Annotated in this window: 21 protein-coding genes and 1 pseudogene; 4 read left to right on the forward strand and 18 right to left on the reverse strand. The window is 42.9% G+C overall.

From position 1 onward, the window contains the following. Positions 1–2 precede the first annotated feature (2 nt). Together EWE74_RS16525 and EWE74_RS16530 are read right to left on the reverse strand one after the other, a co-directional pair. The gene (locus tag EWE74_RS16525; protein WP_165384748.1) at positions 3–821 is read right to left on the reverse strand and encodes a LytR/AlgR family response regulator transcription factor; all 819 of its coding nucleotides are present in this window, start codon (positions 819–821) and stop codon (positions 3–5) included. After that, positions 769–1875 (reverse strand): LytS family sensor histidine kinase, encoded by a 1107-nt coding sequence (locus tag EWE74_RS16530; protein ID WP_130142759.1) that lies wholly within the window; start codon positions 1873–1875, stop codon positions 769–771. The genes EWE74_RS16525 and EWE74_RS16530 overlap by 53 nt, the downstream gene beginning before the upstream one ends. Before the next feature lie 435 nt (positions 1876–2310). Between EWE74_RS16530 and EWE74_RS16535 the strand changes: the two genes are divergently transcribed. Together EWE74_RS16535 and EWE74_RS16540 are read left to right on the forward strand one after the other, a co-directional pair. Then, entirely contained in the window at positions 2311–3303 is a 993-nt protein-coding gene (locus tag EWE74_RS16535; RefSeq protein WP_130142760.1) for a helix-turn-helix transcriptional regulator, read from the forward strand. A gap of 372 nt (positions 3304–3675) precedes the next feature. Next, entirely contained in the window at positions 3676–4092 is a 417-nt protein-coding gene (locus EWE74_RS16540) for a hypothetical protein (RefSeq protein WP_130142761.1), read from the forward strand. A gap of 75 nt (positions 4093–4167) precedes the next feature. On the opposite strand, the gene EWE74_RS16545 is transcribed toward EWE74_RS16540, so the two are convergent. The 3 genes from EWE74_RS16545 to EWE74_RS16555 are packed head-to-tail and all read right to left on the reverse strand — an operon-like array spanning position 4168 to position 9603. Further along, a complete protein-coding gene (locus tag EWE74_RS16545) occupies positions 4168–5538 on the reverse strand; it encodes a RagB/SusD family nutrient uptake outer membrane protein (protein WP_165384749.1) in 1371 nt (456 codons plus the stop codon). Positions 5539–5548: 10 nt separating this feature from the next. Beyond that, entirely contained in the window at positions 5549–8794 is a 3246-nt protein-coding gene (locus EWE74_RS16550) for a SusC/RagA family TonB-linked outer membrane protein (RefSeq protein ID WP_165384750.1), read from the reverse strand. 26 nt (positions 8795–8820) lie between these two features. Beyond that, positions 8821–9603 carry a TlpA family protein disulfide reductase gene (locus EWE74_RS16555; protein WP_165384751.1) on the reverse strand — a complete coding sequence of 261 codons (783 nt, stop codon included), beginning with the start codon at positions 9601–9603 and terminating at the stop codon, positions 8821–8823. A gap of 939 nt (positions 9604–10542) precedes the next feature. On the opposite strand from EWE74_RS16555, the gene EWE74_RS16560 reads away from it, so the two are divergent. Together EWE74_RS16560 and EWE74_RS16565 are read left to right on the forward strand one after the other, a co-directional pair. Beyond that, positions 10543–11016, forward strand: a complete 474-nt coding sequence (locus tag EWE74_RS16560) for a helix-turn-helix domain-containing protein (RefSeq protein WP_130142765.1) — start codon at positions 10543–10545, stop codon at positions 11014–11016. A 135-nt stretch (positions 11017–11151) separates the two neighbouring features. Beyond that, complete coding sequence (locus EWE74_RS16565; RefSeq protein WP_130142766.1) at positions 11152–11838, forward strand: hypothetical protein; 687 nt, start codon at positions 11152–11154, stop codon at positions 11836–11838. Positions 11839–12022: 184 nt separating this feature from the next. Here EWE74_RS16565 and EWE74_RS21330 read toward each other — a convergent pair whose 3' ends face one another. The 13 genes and pseudogenes from EWE74_RS21330 to EWE74_RS16625 all read right to left on the reverse strand — a co-directional run bounded on the left by EWE74_RS21330 (position 12023) and on the right by EWE74_RS16625 (position 24497). Then, the gene (locus EWE74_RS21330) at positions 12023–12688 is read right to left on the reverse strand and encodes an ATP-binding protein (protein ID WP_239018691.1); all 666 of its coding nucleotides are present in this window, start codon (positions 12686–12688) and stop codon (positions 12023–12025) included. A 120-nt stretch (positions 12689–12808) separates the two neighbouring features. Continuing rightward, positions 12809–13198, reverse strand: a pseudogene (locus EWE74_RS21335) (ATP-binding protein); the annotation flags it as partial. A gap of 244 nt (positions 13199–13442) precedes the next feature. Next, on the reverse strand, positions 13443–14450 hold the full coding sequence (locus EWE74_RS16575) for a hypothetical protein (RefSeq protein ID WP_130142767.1): 1008 nt from the start codon (positions 14448–14450) through the stop codon (positions 13443–13445). Between the two features lie 419 nt (positions 14451–14869). Continuing rightward, positions 14870–16252: a nucleotide sugar dehydrogenase gene (locus EWE74_RS16580; protein WP_130142768.1), complete on the reverse strand. Its 1383-nt coding sequence runs from the start codon at positions 16250–16252 to the stop codon at positions 14870–14872. Between the two features lie 14 nt (positions 16253–16266). After that, complete coding sequence (locus tag EWE74_RS16585; RefSeq protein WP_130142769.1) at positions 16267–16743, reverse strand: adenylyltransferase/cytidyltransferase family protein; 477 nt, start codon at positions 16741–16743, stop codon at positions 16267–16269. Between the two features lie 30 nt (positions 16744–16773). Further along, positions 16774–18327, reverse strand: coding sequence for a capsule assembly Wzi family protein (locus EWE74_RS16590; protein ID WP_130142770.1), 1554 nt, complete (start codon positions 18325–18327; stop codon positions 16774–16776). A gap of 20 nt (positions 18328–18347) precedes the next feature. Further along, positions 18348–19205, reverse strand: a complete 858-nt coding sequence (gene rfbA, locus EWE74_RS16595; protein WP_130142771.1) for a glucose-1-phosphate thymidylyltransferase RfbA — start codon at positions 19203–19205, stop codon at positions 18348–18350. Positions 19206–19209: 4 nt separating this feature from the next. Further along, positions 19210–20073: a dTDP-4-dehydrorhamnose reductase gene (gene rfbD / locus EWE74_RS16600; protein WP_130142772.1), complete on the reverse strand. Its 864-nt coding sequence runs from the start codon at positions 20071–20073 to the stop codon at positions 19210–19212. A 12-nt stretch (positions 20074–20085) separates the two neighbouring features. Then, positions 20086–20634, reverse strand: coding sequence for a dTDP-4-dehydrorhamnose 3,5-epimerase (gene rfbC / locus EWE74_RS16605; protein ID WP_130142773.1), 549 nt, complete (start codon positions 20632–20634; stop codon positions 20086–20088). 9 nt (positions 20635–20643) lie between these two features. Further along, the gene (gene rfbB / locus EWE74_RS16610; RefSeq protein WP_130142774.1) at positions 20644–21696 is read right to left on the reverse strand and encodes a dTDP-glucose 4,6-dehydratase; all 1053 of its coding nucleotides are present in this window, start codon (positions 21694–21696) and stop codon (positions 20644–20646) included. Positions 21697–21700: 4 nt separating this feature from the next. Beyond that, on the reverse strand, positions 21701–22450 hold the full coding sequence (locus EWE74_RS16615; protein ID WP_130142775.1) for a WecB/TagA/CpsF family glycosyltransferase: 750 nt from the start codon (positions 22448–22450) through the stop codon (positions 21701–21703). Between the two features lie 65 nt (positions 22451–22515). Then, a complete protein-coding gene (locus tag EWE74_RS16620; RefSeq protein ID WP_130142776.1) occupies positions 22516–23553 on the reverse strand; it encodes a hypothetical protein in 1038 nt (345 codons plus the stop codon). 23 nt (positions 23554–23576) lie between these two features. Then, positions 23577–24497: a glycosyltransferase family 2 protein gene (locus EWE74_RS16625; RefSeq protein WP_130142777.1), complete on the reverse strand. Its 921-nt coding sequence runs from the start codon at positions 24495–24497 to the stop codon at positions 23577–23579. Positions 24498–24507 lie beyond the last annotated feature (10 nt).

A 24507-nucleotide genomic window follows, 5' to 3' on the forward strand; every position in this document is an offset into this window, starting at 1 on the left:
CCTTAACGCTTTTTCGAGATTTTCTTACCACGGACGGCATTTTCACCTAACCACATTTCAAATAAAGGATGGTTGCCCTGTTCGCCCAACGGAATTTTAGCATCCGTACCTTTCAGGACAACGAACTTGTGTTTACTCCCCGATTCACCAACAATGCCTTGAAAATGGGAAAGGGAAATCGCATAGCTTCGGTGCACCTTTATAAAATTGGACTTTGGTAGCCGTAGTAACACATCACCCAGTCCCTCAGAGGTCTCGTAGTAGTCCGTGGAATTTATCCAGACCCAGCTTTTGTCGTCTTGTGCTTCCACAACTATAATCTCATTAAAGTTGACCCGCGCGACGGCTTTACCCCTTTCACTGAACATGATCAGGCATTCATTCGCACGGTCCAAGACGTTCGGGCTCATCGGGAGCAATCTTTCTTTCACTACATTCACGGCCTGCATATATCTGGAAAAAGTGACCGGCTTTGTCAGGTAATCGGTCGCCCTGTTGTCAAAAGCCTCGCGGGCAAAATGCTCATGAGCGGTACAGACCACCACCTGAAGATGAGCGACCAGGGGATTTATCTTCTTTATAAAATCGAGCTGCTGCATAAGCTGCAGGCCATGCATTGTCGGCATTTCCATATCCAGGAACAAAACGTGGACAGCATCCTCTTTGAGCCGACCCAGCACTTCCCATGGACTGTTCGAGACAAAAGCCAACTCAAATCCATCCGTTACTTCTATTAAGCTAACCATATGCTCAACAGATTCCGGTTCATCATCCAATACCACTACCCGCAGTTTCTTCTTTTTGTCCGCTAGGTTTGACATCACTTTGTACACGTCCATATGTAAATAAAATTTCGATTTGTAAATAAAATATATCTTCCTGCTGTTTGTGCATCATCGTGGCTGCGGTGCCATAATGCTGTTGCAGGATACCCTCCAGCTGCACAAGTCCCGTACCTCCACGCTCAAATATCCACCTCGAGCGGGCCGCCACCCTATTCTCCGTGCGAATCGTCAGACGGTCTGCATGACAGCTCACGTGGAAAAGCGTTCCGGAATTATCTCCAAATTCACCATGTTTGTACATATTTTTATAGATATTTAGCAGGAGCATCGGTAGCACATCGATTGTCTTGATATCCCCCCGGAGCTTCATGTCCAACGAGCTTATGGGATATATAACCTTTAAACGTCTTAGATGATACAATTCGGTATCCAAGGGAATGAAGAACTTCGTTTCACGCGCCATCATCCGAATCCCAAAAGCCCAGATGATCGCGTAAGATTCCAACATGCTGGCAGTCGCCTTTCCCTGTTTTGCAGACCTTACCAAGCTTTGCGTCATATTGCCTAAAAAGTGGGATATCCATTTTTTCATCCGTACCTTTTTTCTGTGGTTGGATCTATCCTTGTGTTTGCCCTGGAGATACGCGATCCGGGCACGCGCCAGATTAAACAATATTTCTATGGCAGCCATTCCTAGCCCTTTATAGGCAAACGTCCAATAAAAACTTACCACTTCTATAACATACATTGTTAAACTGAAGGTCTGCGTATCTGGATCCTTCCGTATCTTCCTTGCAAATTCATTTGGATAGCCATACAATATCTGGTAGCCAACAAAGAGTAGCGCAAGTAAATATAACCCCGAGAAGACGACATCTTTCCACCTGGCACCTTTCAAAAAGAAACGTCTTAAACCATACCAATTCAGGTAGAAAATTCCCAACATAACCGGCAACATACCCAACATAACCCATATATGACCAACTCCATGACACAAGACGTTTACAGAACCAATCCATAGAAGATATACAATCCATAAAATAACATGAATAATTACTGGAAATGGTCTTAAAAAGTGAGCTATTGCCATAAGCACCGCTAAATGAAAGTAATCGTCAAACTGCTATCGATTATCTATTAGGCTATCACGTGTAGAACGTATTACTATACGATCTGTAGATTAATTTACCTTAAACTTAGCAAAATCTTCCTTTATTTGCAAGAAAACGTCCTCGGATCCATTTTTTGTCTTTATGGTTTATCAAAAGCATCTATCGTTCCCAGATAGATCGCTATGCCCTTAGGCGTGTGATCACGAAGGCAAATCTGAATTATTTTAGGCAGTAACGTCAAAAAAAACCGTGAATAGTCCAAGCGGTCGCGTGGAGGCCATTTTAAGCAGATAAATTTTATTTTCACCCCTTTCCGGCAGTTTCACCCCCCCTTTCGGGCGGTTTCACGGTTTTTTTCGTTCCAAGAACACAATTTTTAGTACTCTAGCCCTAGAAAAACGGATAGATAAACCATGCTGAAAAGCCTATACTTGAACCTATTTACCCATTTTGGCATGCCGGGGCGCGTGGCACCAAGCGATGCTCCCGACCCGATGATCAGCATGCGTCATGCAACCGTGTATCACTATCGGGGAGAAGCTGATTATGCCGTCGAGCAAGAATTCGATGCCAAAGACTGCTACCTATACAGTTACGACTTTTCCCTGCTGAAAAAACGGACTATTCCTGTCCGGGCGGACATGGCAGACCTACACGTGTTTTATCTCCTTCAAGGTGATGCAGCGGTCGCCCTGTGCAACGATACAGGCGAAATCTACACCGAGCTTCCACCAGAGCATGGCCGCTGCGCTTATTTGCCCGGCGGTCGGTATCAGCTCCAATTTGAGGCGGGAACCTATTGTCTTTTCGGCTTCTATTTTGACGGCGGCCTGTTCCGCGACGGTAACGAGCGCCCTTTCAGCTTTCTGCACGATGTCCTCGAAGCCTATCGGGCAAATCTTCCCGAAGCGGTAGGGAGCATCGATTTCCCTGCCGGTGAGCCCACGCTTAATCAGATCAGGCGCTTTTGCCAACATATCAAAAAGGGCGATATCGAAAATGAAAAGTTTGTTCTCCAGGAGCTGATCGGCTTGTTGAAACTCGCAAAAGAAAAAATATATGATGCCTATGAACGTACCTCCGATCCCGAATTGCTTATACAACGCTGCCGCGACCTACTGGCGGGCCGTATTGCCGAGCACGGCAACGCAGTACGCATCCGGGACGTCGCTGGGCAGCTGCATGTGCGCCACGAATACCTTAGCCGGTTGCATCAGCAGTATTATCAGCAAAAATTGAACGACTACCGCGATGCCCTTGTTACGGAGAAAATACGCGGCTTGTTGGACGAACGGTATTCGCCGCAAGAGGTCAGCCATCTCTGTGGATTTCCGGGCGTCAGCGAATTGAACCGCTTCTTTAAACGAAAAACGGGGATGACGCCGGCACAGTACCGACGGCGGTAGAAAGTTGAGGTCGGTGACACGATTTCCTTTACTATTCATCGTGGTTTACTGGGTGTACGCTGGATCAAAAATCCTTCACTCAAAGGAGACTTCCATCTGCGAAATATGAAGCCTTGATGTCAACTTTTGCCTTTTACTGATGTCAACTTTTGCCTAACACGCACTTGATTATACCCTTTACTTTTGAAATGTAATTTAGGTAAGGATAGAATCATGAGCACAACACATTACAGAAGAAAATTTGCGGTATTCCCCGGTAGGCGGGAGCGAAAATGAATGCCTAGGGCACTACGGGTGCTATTTTGTGGCAAGGGCATGCCGTTTAGCCAAGATTAAACATAAATTAGTTAAAACATTAAAACAAATTGCCTTATGAGCATTTTAAAAAATTACTGGTTACGTGCCAGTGCAGCAATATTAACATTAGTATTAGGGATTGGTTTGTTCGTGAATGGAATGGAGAAGGAATCTAAAAACAAAGAGATCTCCTCTAAAGTTGTGACTCAAAAGGTCTGGTTTGACGTTGCGAAAATAAGTTCTTCGGGTGGAGACACGCCTTCGAACTACCGAATTGTCCAAGTATCGACGTCAACCCCTCCCGAACCTGCTGATCTGGGAGCTTGTGCTCAACAGAATACAAGCGGACAGTTCTGCGCTTACCAACTGGAGTTTGATGCCGATATAGATTCTGAAGAACTGGAAGATGTTATCGACCTGGACGTGCAAAGCGCCATGGCTTCACTATCGGCTACAGCATCCGGACACGCTAGAAATCCCAGTAACCCTTAGTGAATGAACGGAACTGTTTCATGGTGCCCCAAAAAGCCAATGCGTTTTTGGGGCACCAAATTGATATCCGCTTAATTACCTATTATTCTGTTCTAACCCACCTAAATCTACCGCATTATCTGGCAATGGAAACACATACCTACTATCTCCCGGAAAAATTTCTATCTTTTCATCCAGAAAAGTTTTAACAATGGTAACGGGGAAGCGCATTTCCTTATTCAAACGTCTGATATCTTCCCAACGGACACCTCTAAACACCAGTTCCCGTCTTCGTTCCAATAAAATCCACTCCAGTATTTCCGTTTGATCGTCCGAGATTAATTCCGTAAAAGAACTCGACCCGAACCTATGGCTTCGCAACCTGTTTAGATATAGCAAGGCCCTTTCGAGATTGCCTTTTCTTGCCTCACATTCGGCTGCTACCAATAGCAATTCCCCAACTGAAAACCCACTGAATGGAGCTCCTCGGGACGAATAGGATCCCAGATAAATAGTGAATCCGTTAAACTCCTTAAAGTATATATTTTTTCGTAAATCGCCTTCTTCGTACAATTCTATCTGTGTTTCATTCACCGCGACGGCTCCGATAGATGCTATCTGGGGCATGGACATCGTCGCATCAAAAATAATCTCAGGATTGTTTTTGGCAATAGGTAAAAATATACTGACAGGCGCCGGATTAGGTTCCACAGAATTATAGTCAATTAAGATGTTTTTAGTCTGCAATACCTGTACACTTTCATCTAAAGCCTCGTCATATTTTCCTAGATTCCAATAGATCCTTGCCAGCAAAGACTGTACGGCCAATCGGGATGGTCGCTCGTATACTAGGGGTTCTAAAGGAAGAAGATCATAGGCCGTTTTGAGATCATTCAGCATAAAATCATACGTATCCTGTAAATTACTCCGCCCAACCGTAACCGTTATATCGGCTTCCTTACGTAGTGGAAGTCCCAATGAATTTACGGCCGTTTCCGCATCATAAACTTCACAGAACAATTGTGCCAGTTGATAATAGGCATAAGCCCTGTAAAAAAGTGCGCTTCCCTTTACATTGTTCCATGCTTCGGTATCTCCTTCTGACGGTGTAAGCCCTGCCAGCCCATCCAGCACTTGGTTACAATATAATATCCGCTGAAATGCTCTGTTCCAGTCATTAGACTGTTCACCCTGGAAGAGGTTTTCCCGGTACCATAGGTAGGTATTCCGCTGATGATAGGGATTAAAGTTCTGTAAAGCGACTTCATCCACCTGGATTTCATCGGCAGCGATAGTACCCAATTGACAACTGCTCCAATTGTTCATCGTCGATGCATCATCCAACAATGCCTGATAATCCTGTATCCTATAGGGTGTCAGATCGCTTACATTCGTTTTCTTTTCCAGAAAGGATTTGCCGCATCCCAAACAAAAGAGTATGGTTAAAAAAAATACTGTTCTTTTCATACTAAAAAAATTAAAAGTCGACATTAATCGATAACGCGAAAATCCTTGGGGGAGGATAGGTTGCGTTGGGAAAGTCCGGGTCAAGCCGGTATTTATTCTTCCTCCATAGTATTCCTATATTCGATACGCTGAAACTTGTGTTAATACGGCGAGCCCATTTGTGTAGGGAATCAAAAGAATACCCTAAAACAGCATCTCTGATTCGCAGATGGTCACCCTTTTCCCATAGCGCTTCGGAATTCGCGTGCATAGTAGAAATAGCCGAGACCTCCTGATCTGATACCTCTGCCCTTGGAAGGACATCCGTCCATTGCTCATCGCCCGGTTTCGTCCACCGGTTAAAATAGTCCCTATGATAGTTTCCATTGATCTCACCCATATTTGACATCGTTGACCGCTGAAAATAGTAACCTGATTTCCAGGAAAGGTTAACCGACAGCTGAAACTTTCTCCACTGGAACGTATTCATCAGATTGGTCGTCAGAGGAGGAACCCTGTCTCCTACATATACAAGATCCGGAATAGCATAAGTGTTATAATAATCGATGTAATCCGAGGATATCTCACCATTCCGGTAAATAATTGGTTTACCTTCACTGTTCAATCCATTCCAGGGGTACGCGAAAATTGCATCAAGTGATCTACCTAATACAGGTGTTGGCTGCGATAAGAACAAAAGGGTTGTCGTCATCTCATTTGTTTCGTAGTTCGTAACTTCATTTTTTACCAACGCGAACTGCAGTCTTGAATTCCAGTTAAATACGCCTTTAACATTCTGACTGTTCAACGTAATATCCCAGCCCTCGGTTTTTAAGTTAGCGTAGTTTACCCTGTTTACGATAGCAGGCAGCGCGTCCTCAATGATACCGGTCGTCGGATCCATCAGGGTAACACCGATCAGATCTTCTGATTTTTTCCGATAGTACTCTAATGAACCGGATACCCTATTATTGAAAACAGCGATATCCATACCTAGATTGAACGTATTGACCTTTTCCCATCGAAGCGAGGGATTACCGACACTGCGTAAGGAAGCGTATTGCAGATTGGTAATGCCATTTATATCGTAAGAGATTATCGGATAGGTAGAAACATTGGGATTTGTATTGCCGCTACTTCCATAAGTCATCCTCAATTTCAATTGATTTATATCGTCTGTTTTGAAAAAAGTTTCTTTCCCCAGATGCCAGGCTGCTCCCAACGACCAGAGAGGCACTCCTTTTTGATTGGTTTTCACTCCGTAGATATTTGAGGCATCCCAGCGAACGCTTCCCGAAAGCAGGTATTTTTCTTTATAATCATAGGACGCATTGGAGTAGTACGAAAGAAAGCGATAGTTTTTCTGGCTAAAATTTCCGCTACCCTGGGCTATTAGGCTTGAGCCGGTAGGTCTGGTTGTATATCTTTTGGTATAGTCAAAATTTGTCCGGCCGAGTAATAGTTCCGGATCATAATCGTATATATGGATTGCAGGACTGCTATTTGTAGATCTGTCCATCAGCTCGGCGCCAACCAGATAAGCAAGGTGATGGTCGTCACCCCATGTATTGTTTCCATCCACCTGTGTGCGTATGTTGTGGCTCCGATTTTTCCCTCTACCATTTTCGATCCGCATATCTCCATAGGGAATAATCTGTGCCAGATCACCCTGTGTGAACCTGTTGACCATATTTCGCACATGATAACTATCTTTATTATACAGAACACTTCCACCTGTTTCCACAGAAAGAAACTGATAGAAGGTGTTCCAGCGGAGTGTATTGGTGATATGGAAGGCGGTACCAAGCTGTAGCCTTAATTCCGCTTCCGTATTATAACTGTTGGTCAACCCCAGTTCATCGACGGGGCGGTACATCCAATCCAGCAAGCCCGCATCAAGGGCAGATTCTTGATAAGCATACCGAAGTCCGTTTACCACGGGCAGAGCATTCCCCTGTTCATCCATAAAACGGTAATAAGGAACAACAGAGATCCCCCCGTCCGTAAAACTTGAATACCTGACCCTACTTTCCTGCTGTTTTTGCTGGGTATACCAGATTGCAGGCGTTATACTCCATCTATCACTCCATTTCACCGTACCCTGCATATTGGCATTCCATCGCGTGTACATATTCCCCTTCATGAAGGAACGGTTGCTGTCATAGGATGCGCCGCTCCGAAAAGAATAACCTGCTCCACCCCCGGAAAGCGCTACATCGTGGTGCCTGTTCAGACCGGTCCGGTAAAAATGTTTGAGACTCTCCGCCCGTGTGTCCGTATGTTCGAATTGATATCGAATTTTCGATAGCTCGGTATCATCTATTGCCCCTTCCCGATTTTTGATCAGCCATTCGGTGTATAACGGTATCGGCGTCTGATTTCTTTCCCGGTAATTATTTCGGGCAAACATCTCCTCTTCGATATCCAGCACCGCGGAAGATGGCAGGTAGTTAGGGTCATAAAAGAGATCGGGTTTTGATTGGAACTGAAAGACGGTTGAATGCGTTAGCTGTGTCCGCTGATTGAATTTTCCTTTTTTTGTCGATATGACCAATACGCCATTTCCTGCTCTTGCCCCCCATATAGAAGCCGCCGCCGCATCTTTAAGAATGGTTATATTTTCTATATCGGAAGGATTGATGGAAGACAGTCCTTCTTCATACGGAAACCCGTCCAGAATAATCAGAGGCTCACTATCTGATTCAATCGTTGACAGCCCCCTCAGTCTTAATTTCGGTTCTACTGTCCGTTCACCGTTCAGATGCGATCGATCCATCGTAAGAGCATTGACCATGCCATCAATCCTGTCCAGGATATTGGTTGCCGGGAAGCGGTTAAGATCCTCATTGGTAAGAAAACTGAACGAACCTGTTGCCCTTTCCTTTGGAATATCATAGTAGCCGGTACTGACGATTTCCACATTATCTATCAGGTTTTCGATACTCTTCATGATAACGAAAAGCGTGTCTTTTACGCTATCAAATTTGACGGTAGTCTGCTCATAGCCAACATGTGACAACTTCAGATCTCCACTTTCAACGGGACTGTTTATAATAAAGATTCCCCTATCATCTGTAATAGAACGAAGCTGTGATTCTCTAAGCTCTACGGATACGTTCGGAATAGGTTCGCGTGTACCTTCAGATTTTACAATTCCTGTCACGATCTGTTTCTGGCTATAAGACAGAATCGGAAGTGAGGAAAAGCACACGATATAGAGCAATAAGCAAAGACCATATCCATCTCTGCTCTTAATTTTATTTCTAATTTTGATCATATAATTAATATTATACATGGAGTATGTCAGCGACTGTGTGACCATTCCGCTTCTTGCGGAAGTGCGTCTATTTCTCCATTAGCCAATTGAAATATAAAGTCATAGGATTTAAGGCCGGCGGACGATATTCCGAACAGCTTACCGTCTCTGATCCAGGCCGAGGGGCCTACAAATGACCATCTCGTAAAATAGCGACTCAATATAAATGCTTCGGCACCGAGAATCTGTACGGTTTGCCAGTTTCTCTGCTTTATAGTTAGACTTGCTTCATGGTCGGCAGCAACGTGTACCCCTACAACGCGAATATGATCTTGCACACGTGGTAAAATTTCTTCCCATTTATTCATCGAGGCGACACAGGGTGAACACCATCTTGCCCAAAAATCCAACACAAGAAATTTCTTGTCTGATAATTCCCGTAGCGTTGTTGTCTTTTTACCCGACGGATGATTGAGTACCCAAAGCGGCATATCGAGTATCTCATCCGGAATCTGTTCTCCTTTGAATATGTATCCGATTTGGGTCGTATCGATTTCATACTTTATAAAGGGAAATTGCTTAAAATCGACTTCTGGATTTTTTTTCTTTACACTCCGTTCAAACTTGGACCAATCTTTTTTCAAGACAGCATCTTCTAAATTTAAAAGCAACCGCTTTGACGTATCTGAAGATATGGGATTTTCCAGAACCTCCATTTGCCTTTCGGCAGCCTCCCCGTTCTCGGGAGGCTGCGCCCAGGCTGTTGATAGATTAAACAACATGAAACAAAGGAATCCATAAGAAAGGATTCCTTTGTTCTTCGTTGCCATTAAAGAAAATGATCGTATTGAAAAACATATCGGTAACATAAGGCTGCGTAATGTTTGGCTTCGCCATAGCGCATAGCTCTCCTTATTGCATAATTTCTGCATTCCTTTAAGTGTTATGCGAAGCGGTTTAAACTATGCGTAAGATCCTGCAGCTATCTTGTAGCTTTAGCCTTTTACCTCGTCGCGATTAATAAATAAGATGAAAAGAATACGTTTAAACGCTCTTCATAATTTTTTGATAATCGGTTTTGCATCCGTATTCCTTTTTAAATTTCATAAACCGACCACAGCTTTGTTGATTACAACAACCAAATGCATCTATAATTAGGGAAACAGGCAAAATCTTTCTAATTTTAAGGTGCGAATTTAAACTTAGAATGGCCATTTACCAAAATCCCTGTAGCGGCTTTGATAGTGGTCGGTAAAGGTGGGAGGCGTTACGTCTAGCAATGTTGTGCGACCGGGCTTGCTATCGTTCACACTACTCCCACCGTTTCTTTAAATCCGCTAGTCCGGCGAGCGGATGATATTTTTGAAAAGCAGTTTTTTTGTAGGACGAGGTTTATGCTCTCCTACGACGTGTATCGCTTTGCTATGGGGTTTTAACTCTTTAATATTCATAATCATTATATCAATGTGGTTAAGAAATAAGAGTCTGGAGAAGAAAGGAGGTCGCTGAAAAGGAAGAGCTCCTACCTTCATCCGTCCCAGTACGGTACTAGCAAAGACCACGACACGGAATCCAGTAGGAGCTCACCCCATATGCGCAAATGTACAAAATGGGATTGACAGCTCCTAAAGGTCTCGCGTCCAAAAAATTGCTAGTTTTTACCGGGACGAGACTCTAATCAGAACAAACTGATTAAGAAACAAATATAACAAACTCTACACATAACAGCAAAATTAAATGCTGTTTTAATAAATAAAAAATAAAAAGAATTGATATACAATAAATTAGAAACTGATTTTTTTTCATCTTTTGTTTTAAAATCTCTCTCAAAAAAGTTTTCGGGAAAAGAAAAGCGGGAACTAGAATTGAGAATAAAAGAATTATTGGGAACTAGGAGAAACATCTTGGCGAGGAATTTCTATGATGTTATTACACTTTTAAGTCTCGACATTGATTTAATTTGTGAAAAACTATTTAAAGAACATAAGTTCGCTCCAATCCGTGCTGTTGGAGATTCAAGTAATAAACTAAGATTTTTTTTATCCATCTTTCTACAAGATATTACAAGGATAGCTTCAGCTACGGGCATTGAAAACTCAAGACTAACAAGACTGTTAAGCGGTGAGTTCAAGAATTTATATCCTGACGAAGTCTACGGCTTAGCCAAAGCCTTTGACCTAAAACCCAGTCAACTTTTCAACTACTTCTACGGCGATGGTGAGCGACCAGTAGTAGGCGTGTAAAGAAACTACGACAAAACTTGCCTATATCGAAAAAAATCACGAAATTAGAAATTCATAATTCAGTTGAAGCCCACTGGCGCGCCCGGCAAAAGTGGGTTTCTTTTTTTACATTTCAGACTACCAAAATTATTGATAATGCAGAATACAATAACCCGCCTACAGGATAGGCTAGAACAATTCAGAATTTCTTGTGAAAAACGTGATTCACAAATACGAGAACAAAAAGAAACCTATAAAGATGCCAAGCCTGATTTTCGCCAAGCTTTTGAACAGACTATACTAAAAGATATCAAAGATCTCATAAATCCGCTAAAAGAGCAGTTTAACGCTCACGGCTTAGTATTAAAGTTGGAGCACCATAAAAATCACGGGCACTTTCGCTCTTCGGATAACCACACAAATCCATATATCGTATTAGCCATAGAAAGTAGTAAAAAATCATTAAGAGATCGCTGGTACAACTGTCCGTTTCTCACCTTCGAATCTGATATTAATTTAGGAAAAGTAATGCTGTATTCCTATAATGAATCGATAGAATATTTTTCGTATAAAAACCATCCAAATCAATCGGACAAAAAGTTAGTATACGAAACAAAACTAGCAGAGTACAAAGTAGTTGATATCCTCCCCTTATTCGAAAATTTTGTTGATAAAACATTAAAAAACATAGATAAGCTAGAGATCGTACCGAAACACGAGACCATGCATACTGAGGACCAGATCGCAAAACTAATGAATGAGATTACAACGTGGAAAGACAAATACTGCGTTCTCTTAGAAAAATATAACAGCTTTTTAGAGGATGACAAAAATAACGGATAAAGTCTGTAATTAGGTCAAAACGTTTGGTTTGATGACCATATCTAGCCAACATCCAAATCATGCGGATAACACAGATCGTCTAATTTTATTTTAGCTTTTCGACCTGTTCAACAGTAAGCCCCAGACCTTTGGCCCACATTCAACGGCAAGAAAGAAGGTTGTTAAGTAGGAAAAGGCATCGAATTTATTTCCCGAAATAGAGTCCGTCAGACGCTTGCTTCCAACTTAGGATATCGTACTGGGTCCGGCGCTGGGCTTCGTTCCCACCATATAACAATACTTTTTGTACAGCATGAGGGCTTACATGCGACTCGAATTTGTCTAATTGCTTGAATAAGTCTTTTTGGATCGTTTTGGTCGCTTTGATTTGTGTCGCAAAATAGGTGTCACGGTTTTTCCATAGCAGATCAATTTCCACCCGATTGCTGTCCTGCCAAAAATATAAATCCTCAAACAGGTACTGATGGTAGAGCGACTTTTGATGCTCTGATACCATCATATTTTCGAATATATTTCCCTTTGATCTATCGGTAAGTAGTTGCTCATCCGTTCTGATTCCTAATAAAAAGCACAGCAGGCCGGTGTCGTAAAAATAAAGCTTGGGTGTTTTAACCAACCTTTTATTCCGGTTCTCGTGATACGGTTGTAAGAGAAATGTGATATAACTGCTTTCCAATATAGAAAGCCATTCCTTCGCAGTGTTATATGCAATATCTGCTTCATTCGATAGCGCGTTAATGTTAAGCAATTGGCCTGCCCTATTTGCGCATAGCTTAATAAATTGTTTGAATTGACGGGTGTCTTTGACACGAAGTAGTTCTGTTACATCTTTTTCAACATAGGTTTCCACATAGTTACTATAGAATACCGAAGAATCGATCGCTCTATCGAATATAGCCGGGTATGCTCCTTTGATAGCCGCTTCAGCATACTCATCCGCTAATAGCGTACTGTTTTTTAGTTCGGAAAAGTCCAGAGGCAATAATTTAAAAAGCGCAACCCGACCAGCCAACGTTTGGGTAATACTTCGAAGCAAATGGAAATTTTGCGATCCTGAAAGAATATACTGTGCCATCATCCCACTCTCGTCTACGCGCCCCTGTAGATAGGAGAACAATAGGGGTGTCCGTTGTACTTCATCTAAAATGACATACTTGTCATAAGTGTCTAAAAAAGCAATCGGGTCACTTTCCGCGAATTGCCGGGTATTCGGATCCTCCAGACTGATGTACCGTTATTCAGGGAATATTTGCTTTAATAAAGTCGTTTTGCCTGATTGTCTCGGACCGGTAATAGCGAGGATAGGGAACTTGTTCTTAATCTCCTCTATTATCTCATCTATTCTTCTTTTTATAAACATTTTATAAAATTTTCTTGCAAGAAGAATTCGTTTTGATGAATTTACATAATATGTATTGATGAATTTACATAAGTTCTATTGATGAGTTTGTATAAAATAAGACCGGGCGGTTCATCTGTCTCAGAAACCAATTGATTAGAGTCTGCAAATAAAGTATCCATGGTATTTACTTTTAATCAAAAATACTAAATTTTGCACTATGAGAGTGCGCACTAAGGCGTACTTGGAAGGATTGGCTACTTCCCTAATCATCCTCGTCTAGCGTTCTTTTCAGCTTTGCAACCAGGTCAGGATGGATATCAAAGGAGTGGTCTGCATGATCGCCACTGCGATAGGACCACAGCTTTTCCTTAACACTCGGGCGGTTAAGTTTCTGAAATATCTCTATCAACTGTGGGGTAACACCGACTTTTAGATTATCAAAATCGAAAAATGTGATCTGGTCAAAGCGAATATACAGTGCCTTATTAATGTGTAGAAACGCGCCTTCATAGATAGACTCTATTGTTTCTCCCTCCCCGAAGGTAGTGGGTATCGCAAATCCCTGCCTTAGAATTGAAAAAAGGCGGTCGTCTCTGTATACGAACGCGACCTTATCCAGTCCGTAAGGGGCTGTTTCGTCGTCAGAAGGAGCTTTCGCATACGTATTAGCTAAGTGTGTAGCGCCCGCTAGCAGTTCATCACTACTCCCATAAACTAGACAGACATCTTCAACCTCTTCTTTCATCTGCGAATCGGTCGTCGGGCGCTCATCGACAGGTATAATTTCCGACAACGTCAAAAGAAGTGTATCTACAAGCCGGATAAAATGAGTATGCAAAGACTTAAAACACGCCAAAACAAGCAAACCGACGCCGGCAACTATCCAATAGTACCGCATGTCAATCTCCTTAAGCAGCTCTTTCAGAGCTGGATCCGTAGGATGTACTTTGCTATACATTTCTTGTATGTTTCGCGGATCAAACGGATCATAAACTGGAGCTTTTTCAGTTGGACCAAGCATAAACATCCATCCGAAAAAAGCAATCACGAACAGGTAAGGGAATAGGTCAATTCTCTTTAATCGGGCTATTGCCGTTTTGGCTTGCATAGGGATAATCGACAGCACATACATAAAAAGTAGGGTAAAACAAGCTGAAAAAAAAATCCCAACAAACATCATCCGCGAAAGTACATAGGTGAGAAGCTTTCCAAAAGTAGCAACGTCCAAACGTCCCAAAACGGGTATTGTATGCGCTGCCAGAATAGCCACATTTAAACAGATTGAAAAGGACAACAAAACTATAATGCAAGATTTTATATCGGATGTTGATATGTTTATTTTACGCATAATATCCTGATTGATCAATTACCGGCTAACAATCACTCCTTCCTAATTTGGTTTCAACCACTTGTTGTTCAAACTTAGTGAAATTTTCCTGATTCTGAAAACTCAGATAAATTGATATTTGGACGAATTGCGCAAGATCATAATGGGAGAATGACAGTTGGTCGCGCTATAAAAAACTTCCGACAGTCATCCGCTATACATAGATAACTGTCGGAAGAATACGACTGTTGTTATTTAGCGATATTTAAGTCTATTACATCCTTAACAGCCTCCATTTTTTCCTTAATTGTTGTTGTTTAGGTAAATCGCGAATATTCTAATTTTGTGTGAATGTATACAAATTATTCCCCTATCGCGTAGTAGGCAAATCCCAGCCGGTTCAGCTCTTTTCTGTCCAACAGCTTCCGGCCGTCGAATACAAACGAAGGCTTCTTCATACCTTCCTTGACCTTCGCCCAGTCGTAGCCCTTAAATTCATCCCACTCGGTCAGGATCGCTGCTGCATGTGCACCGTCCAGGGCCTCGTAAGCGTTGTCCACTACTTTCAGCAACCGGCGGTTGTCCTCCGGTGAACGGGTGCCCAGATAATCCAGGTCCCTGTAGATCTGTTCGGCAGATACCTTTGGATCATACACCACCACCTGCGCCTCTTCGTCCAGCAGGTGGTCCGCTACGTATATCGCCGCAGATTCACGCGTATCGTTCGTGTCCTTCTTGAATGCCCAGCCAAGGAATGCAATATGCTTACCGTTCACCGTGTTGTACATCGTCTGGATGATCTTCTCTGCAAAACGCGTCTTCTGGTGGTCGTTCATGATGATAACCTGCTCCCAGTAGTCCGCTACTTCATGCAGGTTGTATGTCCTGGCAATATACACCAGGTTCAGGATATCTTTCTGGAAACAGGAACCCCCAAAGCCGACCGACGCTTTCAAAAACTTCCCGCCGATACGCGAATCCTGACCGATAGCACGCGCCACCTCGTCCACGTTCGCACCCGTAACCTCACACAGTTCCGAGATCGCATTGATCGAGGAGACACGCTGGGCCAGAAAAGCATTCGCAACCAGTTTCGACAGCTCCGATGACCATAGGTTCGTCGTCAGGATACGCTCCCGTGGAACCCACGCTGCGTAAACATTTACCAGGGCCTCGATCGCTTCCGCATCCTCCCCGCCGATCAGTACACGGTCCGGGTTGTGCAGGTCGGTAACGGCCGTGCCCTCCGCCAAAAACTCCGGGTTCGATAGGATATGGAAGTTCACACCGTTACCCGTGTTTTCCAAAATATTTTTCAATGCTTCGGCCGTACGCACCGGAAGCGTGGATTTCTCTACAACAATCTTATCATTTTTAGCCACTGCAGCAATCTGGCGGGCGCACAGCTCGATAAATTTAAGGTCAGCTGCCTGTCCCTTACCTTTACCATAGGTCTTGGTCGGCGTGTTCACCGAGATAAAGATCATATCGGCCTCATCGATCGCTCTGTCAACCTCCGTGGAGAAAAACAGGTTGCGCCCGCGGGCTTCTCCCACAACGGCATCCAGCCCAGGCTCGTATACCGGAAGCTTATCCAGGTCTTCGTCGTTCCACGCGGCAATACGCGCATGGTTCAGGTCTACGACCGTAACTTCGACATCCGGGTTCTTCTGGGCAATGACCGACATCGTCGGCCCCCCGACGTAACCCGCTCCGATACAGGTGATTTTTTTTATCTCTTTCATAATTTTTTGACGCTTTATTTCTTGCCGTTTTTCTCTACTTCTTTATCATATACTATCTTACGAAGGCCGGAACTCGAAAAACGGTGATCCCGACTGTTGAAATACAGCTCGATGCCTTTTTCTTCACAGTATTTCCGGCCGGTAAACTCCTTGTTAGCATATTCATCACCCACAATGCGTACATCCAGTTTAAAGGAGCGGAGGATGTCTTCCAAATCCTGTTCGGTGGAATAAGGAACGATCTCGTCGACATACTCACAACCTCGCAATTGGATGTAACGTTCCACCACCGTTTGGGTAGGCGCGTTTTTCTCCGGACGGTCTAGTGTCGGATCCATCTGCAAACCACAGATAAGATAATCACATTGCCGTTTTGCTTCTGCCAACATCATGATATGTCCGGCATGCAATAGGTCGAATGTTGAAAAAGTTATGCCTACACGTGGCCCTGGGTTGTAGTCCTCTTTCTTTTTAATTGGTTTTGTTTCCATAATTATTGTTGTTTAGTTGTTCGTGATTCGCTATTTGCTCCCGAAGAATTTTCGTACGGATACCTGTCCACCTATACTATTGTCAAGTAGTTTACCTTGGTCTACCGCTAGGCGTATGCCCAGAAAGAAATTGTTTTTTAGCTCTCTTTCACCATCAACAAATGCAGAGAATTGGGAGACCGGGGTGAATGTTTCTTCGTGGGGTTCCTGCCATCTGTCGCCCGTTGATTTTCCATAAACGCTGGTCGCAAACGTTCCGTAATGCTTCGCATAGGTCAACTTTCCGGATACATTCCACCGATATATACGACCTCGGGTCGCAAGATGTCCTGCTACGACACGGTTACTGATAAAGTAGTCTACAGGGTCGTGTGCCTGCCCTTCTCTAACTGTATGCGCAGGCACAATCAATGGTGTACCTACACCTTGCGACTTATAAGACCAACCTTCTGTATAGTAATAATTGTTATAATAATCCTCATCCCCGGACGCGGTCGGTTTTGACCAAGGATATCCAGCCTGATCCTTCGAATAGAAAAATTCGAATAGCAACTTCTGCCAATCCCAGTTTTTATTAGTCGTATTATATTGCTTATTCGTTAAGGTAATGCCATTAAGCCCATCCGCAATATTCGCTAACTTGGATATGGCACCGACCTCGTAAACATTCTGTCGATAAGCCAAAAGCTGTACTTGATCCCAATCGTAGGAAAAACCTAAATCAACGGATCCTTGTTGATTTCCTAATTTTGATGTTGGAATTCCTTCCGCCCCATAAGCCTTGCCCCACAATACATACCATAAGGTTTCCGTTGTGCTGAGGTTATAAGCACTACCATATACCTTTTTTTCACTACCCCATTGCACCTGATGATTGATCCCTCCATAGAAGTTAACTCGCCAATGTGATTTACCAAGCCGTCCATATAAGGATTTTTGGTGAAGTAACGTCGGCATATTATTATTCGAAGCCGGAGTCAAAAACACATTTTTACTGATCGGCATTTTTCCCATATACCCATTTGCAAAGTTCCCTTTAAAGGAAAAAAGTCCATCAAACCAAGGTAAACGATAATATTCCGGTATCCGGATATCTAACATGGGCACACCCAAAGCGTTCCCCGATACAGCAAAATTCCCCGAACTTAATAAGGTATCTCCGTTTAGACCCATAGCATCTTTCGTCCGGCCCAACTTTGCCTCAAACATAGCGTAGCGTGCTTTGACATGGGCATCAATCAGTTGTACCTGTGCTTTACTCCCAATATTTGTACGCGCCTCCAAACTGTAGCCCCAATCCCACAAAGAGGTTATCTTATCTGTAGGTTCAGTCCACTCCCCTTGTATCGCATAATTTTTTGCCGCGCGCACCAACAATCCTCCTGACGTACCGTCCAACGGGATAGAACCAAATTGGTTAGAACGCATCCAGAAGGGCACAACGTCATTACTTGTATAGCCCGCTAAAAGACTTACATCTATGTATTGTCGGGTAGTGTCTGTCTGTGCATATATCCGTATGTCCACCCCTATCCAAAGTAGGAAAATTAATAAGACAGATGCAAAAAATTGACTTCTTTTCATATCTAAGATGTTTTATAATCTTAAAACAATTTCATTAGATAACTTCCATAACCACTCTTTATCAATGACTTAGCCACGGACCTCAATTGCTCTTTGTCAATCCAACCCATACGATATGCCACTTCTTCTATTGCCCCAACCTTCATTCCCTGTCGTTCCTCTATTACCTGTACGAATTGTCCGGCCTGCATCAGGGATTGAATAGTTCCCGTATCCAACCAAGCGGTACCCCTGTCGAAAACACCTACGGATAACCTTCCCCTTTTTAAATATTCCTTATTCACATCCGTAATTTCCAGTTCACCACGCGGCGAAGGTTGTATGTTTTTTGCAATCTCCACCACATCGTTATCGTAGAAGTAAAGTCCCGGTACCGCATAGTTCGATTTAGGCTCGGTTGGCTTTTCCTCGATAGACACTACTTTGTTTTCCCTATCAAACTCTACCACACCATAACGCTCCGGATCGTGCACCGGGTATGCAAAAACGCAACCTCCGTCAGGATCTGCACAGGATTGCAGAAGCTTCGACATCCCAGACCCGTAAAAAATATTATCTCCCAAGATCAAGGCGACTTTGTCCTGTCCGATGAATTCCTCCCCAAGAATAAAAGCCTGTGCCAACCCGTCGGGTGAGGGCTGCACTTTATACGAAAACTTACAACCGATATGCGAACCATCGCCTAAAAGCTTTTCAAAATGAGGAAGATCCTGCGGCGTGGAGATGATCAATATTTCATTGATCCCTGCCAGCATCAGCGTCGACAAGGGATAGTAAATCATAGGCTTGTCATACACCGGCATCAACTGCTTCGAGACAGCCAGTGTCAATGGGTGCAATCGTGTGCCAGATCCTCCGGCAAGTATGATTCCTTTCATTTGCTTATTTATTTTCAGTGTTCAACTTATATAACATCTCCTTGAGGCTATCCTTCCAGAAAGGTACATTTAAACCAAACTGTTGCCTGATCTTACTTTTATCCAGTAATGAATATTTCGGTCTCTTGGCCGGTGTTGGGTACTGGTCGGTCGCAATCGCATTTATCTCACAGTTCAGCCCTTGGAGTTCCTGGATAGCGATGGCGAAATCATACCATGAAATCTCTCCCTCATTTGAAAAGTGGTAGATACCCTTTTCCCATTTATCGCTGTGCACGATGGTCAAGATCGCGGTAGCCAGATCTTTTGCATAGGTCGGTGAACCGATCTGGTCGGCGATAACCCCGATTGAATCCCTGTCGGTCATCAGGCGAATCATCGTTTTCACGAAGTTTGCTCCATAGCTAGAATAAACCCATGCCGTGCGGATAACCACCGCATCGGCTCCTGATCGGATGATCGCTTGTTCACCTTTTTCTTTTGTTAAACCGTATACGTTGATCGGATCGGTAGGTTCACCCTCCTTTAAAGGCGTACTACTGTTACCTTGAAAGACATAATCGGTCGATACATGCACCAACCTCTTTCCATTCTCTTTTGCCCAATCTGCCATAGCGGCTACAGCCAAGTGGTTGATCCTGTCCACCAGTTCGGGCTCCGACTCCGCTTTATCTACTGCCGTATATGCACCCGCACTAACGATAACATCAGGCTGCTGTTCGTCCAGCACGACAGTGACCCTCTGTATATCATCTAAGGGCATCTCCTGTATGTCCACAAACACAAAAGTATCTGCTGTATATTTCTCGTGCTGATCCCGGATTTCCGAACCGAGCTGACCGGATGCACCTGTTACTAATATCTTCATCTTTCTATCTGTTTAACCGCCAAATACGTCCTTGAAACTGGGTAATACCTGATCCTTGTCGGAGATCAGCAGTTCATCGTGTGGAAGCCCCCAGTCAATCCCCAGGGCAGGGTCGTCAAACTTTACCCCACATTCCGACGCCTTATTGTAAAAGTTATCACATTTATAAAAAAAGGTTGCCGTCTCGCTCAGTACGACAAATCCGTGCAGAAATCCCCTTGGCACAAATAGCTGTCGTTGATTTTCTGCCGAAAGCTCCACGGCTACATGCTGTCCGAAAGTCGGCGATTCCGACCGAGCGTCAACCGCCACATCCAGTACTGTTCCTTGCAGTACTCTGACCAGTTTGGCCTGCGCACTTTCTCCTGCCTGTGCATGTAGCCCCCTCAGAACACCTTTCGTTGAATATGACTGATTGTCCTGTACAAAAACTGTTTGTGTATTGGTAAGCTCGTTGAAGATGCGCGCATTGAAACTTTCAAAGAAGTAGCCTCTGCTATCTCCAAATACAGCCGGCTCCAATATATAGCAGTCTTTTAGTGCTGTTTCCGTTATTTTCATTTCCTTTATTTACTTGCTATATTGCTTTTCGTAATACTGTTGATAATCGCCTGAGGTCACCCTATCCAGCCATTCCTGATTACCCAAAAACCAGTCTATGGTCTTGGACAGTCCCTCTTCAAAGGTCACCGAAGGCTGATAGCCCAGCTCTTGATTGATCTTTGTCGCATCGATGGCATAGCGGACATCATGCCCCGGCCTGTCTTTCACGAACGTAATCAGCTCTGCAGACGTGCCTTCCGGGCGTCCCAACTTTCCATCCATCTGCCTGCACAGTTCTTTCACCAGATCAATATTCTGCCATTCGTTAAAGCCTCCCACATTATATGCTTCACCATTTCTTCCTTTATGGAACACCAGGTCAATGGCCTTTGCATGGTCGATCACGTAGAGCCAGTCCCGCGTATATTTGCCGTCTCCATAGATCGGGAGCGGCTTGTTATTCAGTATATTGTGGATACAGAGTGGGATCAGCTTTTCTGGAAAGTGATTTGGCCCATAATTATTCGAGCAGTTGGTCAGTACAATGGGCAACCCATAAGTATCATGATAAGCTCTTACAAAATGGTCGGAAGATGCTTTGGATGCCGAGTAGGGTGAGTGTGGATCATACTTCGTCTCTTCCGTAAACAGACCGGTCTCACCTAATGCGCCGTAAACTTCATCGGTAGAAACATGGTGAAAGCGTTTACCTTCGTAGCTCTCCTTCCAGATTTCACGCGCAGCATTCAGCAGATTTACTGTACCGATCACGTTTGTCATAACAAATGCACTCGGATCGGTAATGGAACGATCTACGTGAGATTCCGCGGCGAGATGAATAACCCCGTCCGGCTGGTATTCGCGGAAGATATTCGATATATGTGTCGCGTCAGTAATATCTGCCTTTATAAAGGTATAGTTGGGTGCATCTTCGACATCTCGTAGGTTCTCAAGGTTACCGGCATAGGTGAGTGCATCCAGATTGATGACCTGATATTGCGGATACTTGTTAACAAACTCACGCACCACATGCGAACCAATAAAACCGGCTCCACCGGTTACTAAAATAGTCTTTTTCATAATTTTAGGCAGGTCTCTTTTTAATGAAGTAATATTTCGAAAAAATAATCAGGCATTGGCAATTTGTAACGAAATATCGTCTAAATAGCCTTTTAGGCTCCAATGACAAACGATACAACCATTCTAACCCCAATTTCTGCATCAAAACAGGTGCTCTCTTATTGTTACCGGATAAAAAATCAAACAAACCTCCACACGTTTTTATTAATCCTACTTCACAGTTATCTCTAATAAGCAACGAAAATCGCTCCTGCTTTGGTCTTCCTAGTCCCACCCATACAAAATTGGGTCGGGCACTATTTATATCATTTAGAACTTCCTGTTGATCAGCTTCAGAAAAATATCCGTTCCTATAACCTGCAATCTTAAGGTTGGGATATAGTTTACGAACGTTACCTATTGTTTTTTGTATTGTAAGCTCATCACCACCTAAAAAATAATGAGACTCGCCACTTTCCTCAGATTGTTCGGCCACATTATGAAACCAGTCTGTAGTCGCTATACGTTCAGGCAGGGCTTCTTTGCTCAATTTCTTCGATGCACTTACGATCGACATACCATCTGCATGCACATAGTCAGCATTTAAAAATAGCGTTCTGAAATCTGCATCATTATGAAATTTAGCAAGACTCTCTCCATTCAATGAAAAAGAAATAATTTTATTAAATCGATGAGAAATATCGATAGCAAAAGCAGCGAACTCATCTTTGGAAAGACAAACTAACTCTGTCCCACAAAATCGAATTGTTTTCATTTTTAATCTATTTGGTAGTTAGTGGATTCCGTAATTCACGGAAATTAAAGCTGTTGGGATAAGTTTTATAGCCAATAAGCATCTTTAATGATATCTATTGTTTTCATTTCAAGATTTTCCAATTTGTCTTTTTCTAAAATTAAGGCACACTCATGATAGGTGGCCAATGCACCTGGTACTTTATGCAATGTATACCCCTCAAGATTGGCATTTTTATAAAATGATTCTATATCGTCCATCATTTGAGTCGCCCTATCTTTTAACCCGTTTAGATCAATCTTACTATCATTAGCAAAGGCTGTTCTTGCAATTTGCACAATATCAAAATCTAGACAATACGGTACCTTTTCCATAAACGGCGTATGCTTTTTAAACAGCCTGATAGACTCATTAAGCAACCAATCGTTACCAACATATTTTTGGTCGGTAAAATGATTAATCCACAATATATGCGCGACACCTCCTAAATCACCCAATTCCGGGTCGTGTCTTAGCTTATAGAACTTCTTGAATATTTGCTGAAATAATTCTATCTTATAAAGCTTAATCAATCCAGTTGATTGAGAGAGTAATTGTGTATTTATGACCTTCAAAACAGATTTTGCGGTACTCCTAAAATATCCTGCCTGTTCAAGTGAAGAATCCCCTAAAGAAAAAAGTATAGAAGGAATACCACCGATCCAATGACTTACCCGCCAATTGTGATGAGATAACCACGCTGGATATTTTGGCAGAAATTTTTTCTCATCTATAAGCTCTCCAATGTTAAGTTTTCTTTTGACAAACAATCTTGGGTATAAATCGATATTATACAGTTTAATTATATTCAATGTCCCCAGCAAATAAGCAAAATTATGTACAGACAATTTTTCTTTTTTATCGGTTACTTCTAAACTTTGCCAACCAGGAAGATCATAGCGTTCTAATTCCTCAACAAATGCATTACAGGATTCTATTTTTATTTCATTTAATCTACCTATTAAATGAAGGCTGTATATCATATCACAAAAATCCTGAATAGGTCTATTAGGGATTTGTTCATCATGAAGCCAAAAGCCTACCAAATCGTTATGATATTTTTTAAGATAATTGTCGAAAACCATTTCTATAGTATGTTTTAGCAATATTATTTACTTTTTTTAGATATATATTTATCGGCTAATTTCCTGTATAGCTTTTGTGGAAAAAACACTTGAAATCCTACAATTAATGCGTGCTTTATACCGTAACTATTGCTTAACAGAGCCGGAACATATCTTACAAATGCCTTTCCATACCTTCCCTGCTGGGCATAAGCTTTCGCCACAAACCAACCTCTATACGCTAAGTATGCTTTTTTTGTCAGCAAAGGTTTTACACTTTCCACCCATTTCTCGCGTATATCAGGTCGTGATTTCGAGGATATTCTATTAACATCAAAAACATCCCTCCATATCACGGAAGGCTTTTCTTTCATAAAAAAAGATGCTCCCGCTGCAGCCAACCTCACCGCAAAATCCATATCTTGCCCAAAAGGTAACTCATCATCAAATCGTACTTTACGAGCTAATTCGGTTGGTAATACTAATGTAGATGTCTGCAAAAAACCTTTATGCCTAAAAAGATAATCAGACATATGTTCATCTTCTTTGATACCTCTAGGTGGCTTTAAAAAGGTATTACCTTCTCCACGGTCGACTACTATTTTCGCGTACACCACCGTATCAGGATCATTAAGTAATACCGCGGCTGACGTGGAGAGATGATCGTTCATAAACACATCATCAGAATCTAGGAAAGCAACATATTTTCCCAAGGCGACTTCGACACCGTGATTGCGTGCCACATTCGCCCCTGCATTTTCTTGATAAATATAACGGATTCTCGGGTCTTGCATTTCTGCGACCTTTTTTGCAGATTCGTCCTTCGAACCATCATCGACAACGATAACCTCAAAGGTCTTTTCTGTATCCTGATCCAACACCGATTGTATCGTATTTTGGATAAGGTTTTCCCGGTTGTACAACGGGATGACTACGGAAAAATAAGGGCGTTCTGTATCTGACATAATATTCCTG

Source organism: Sphingobacterium corticibacterium (assembly GCF_004208525.1).
In the GTDB taxonomy this organism is placed as follows: Bacteria; Bacteroidota; Bacteroidia; order Sphingobacteriales; family Sphingobacteriaceae; genus Sphingobacterium; species Sphingobacterium corticibacterium.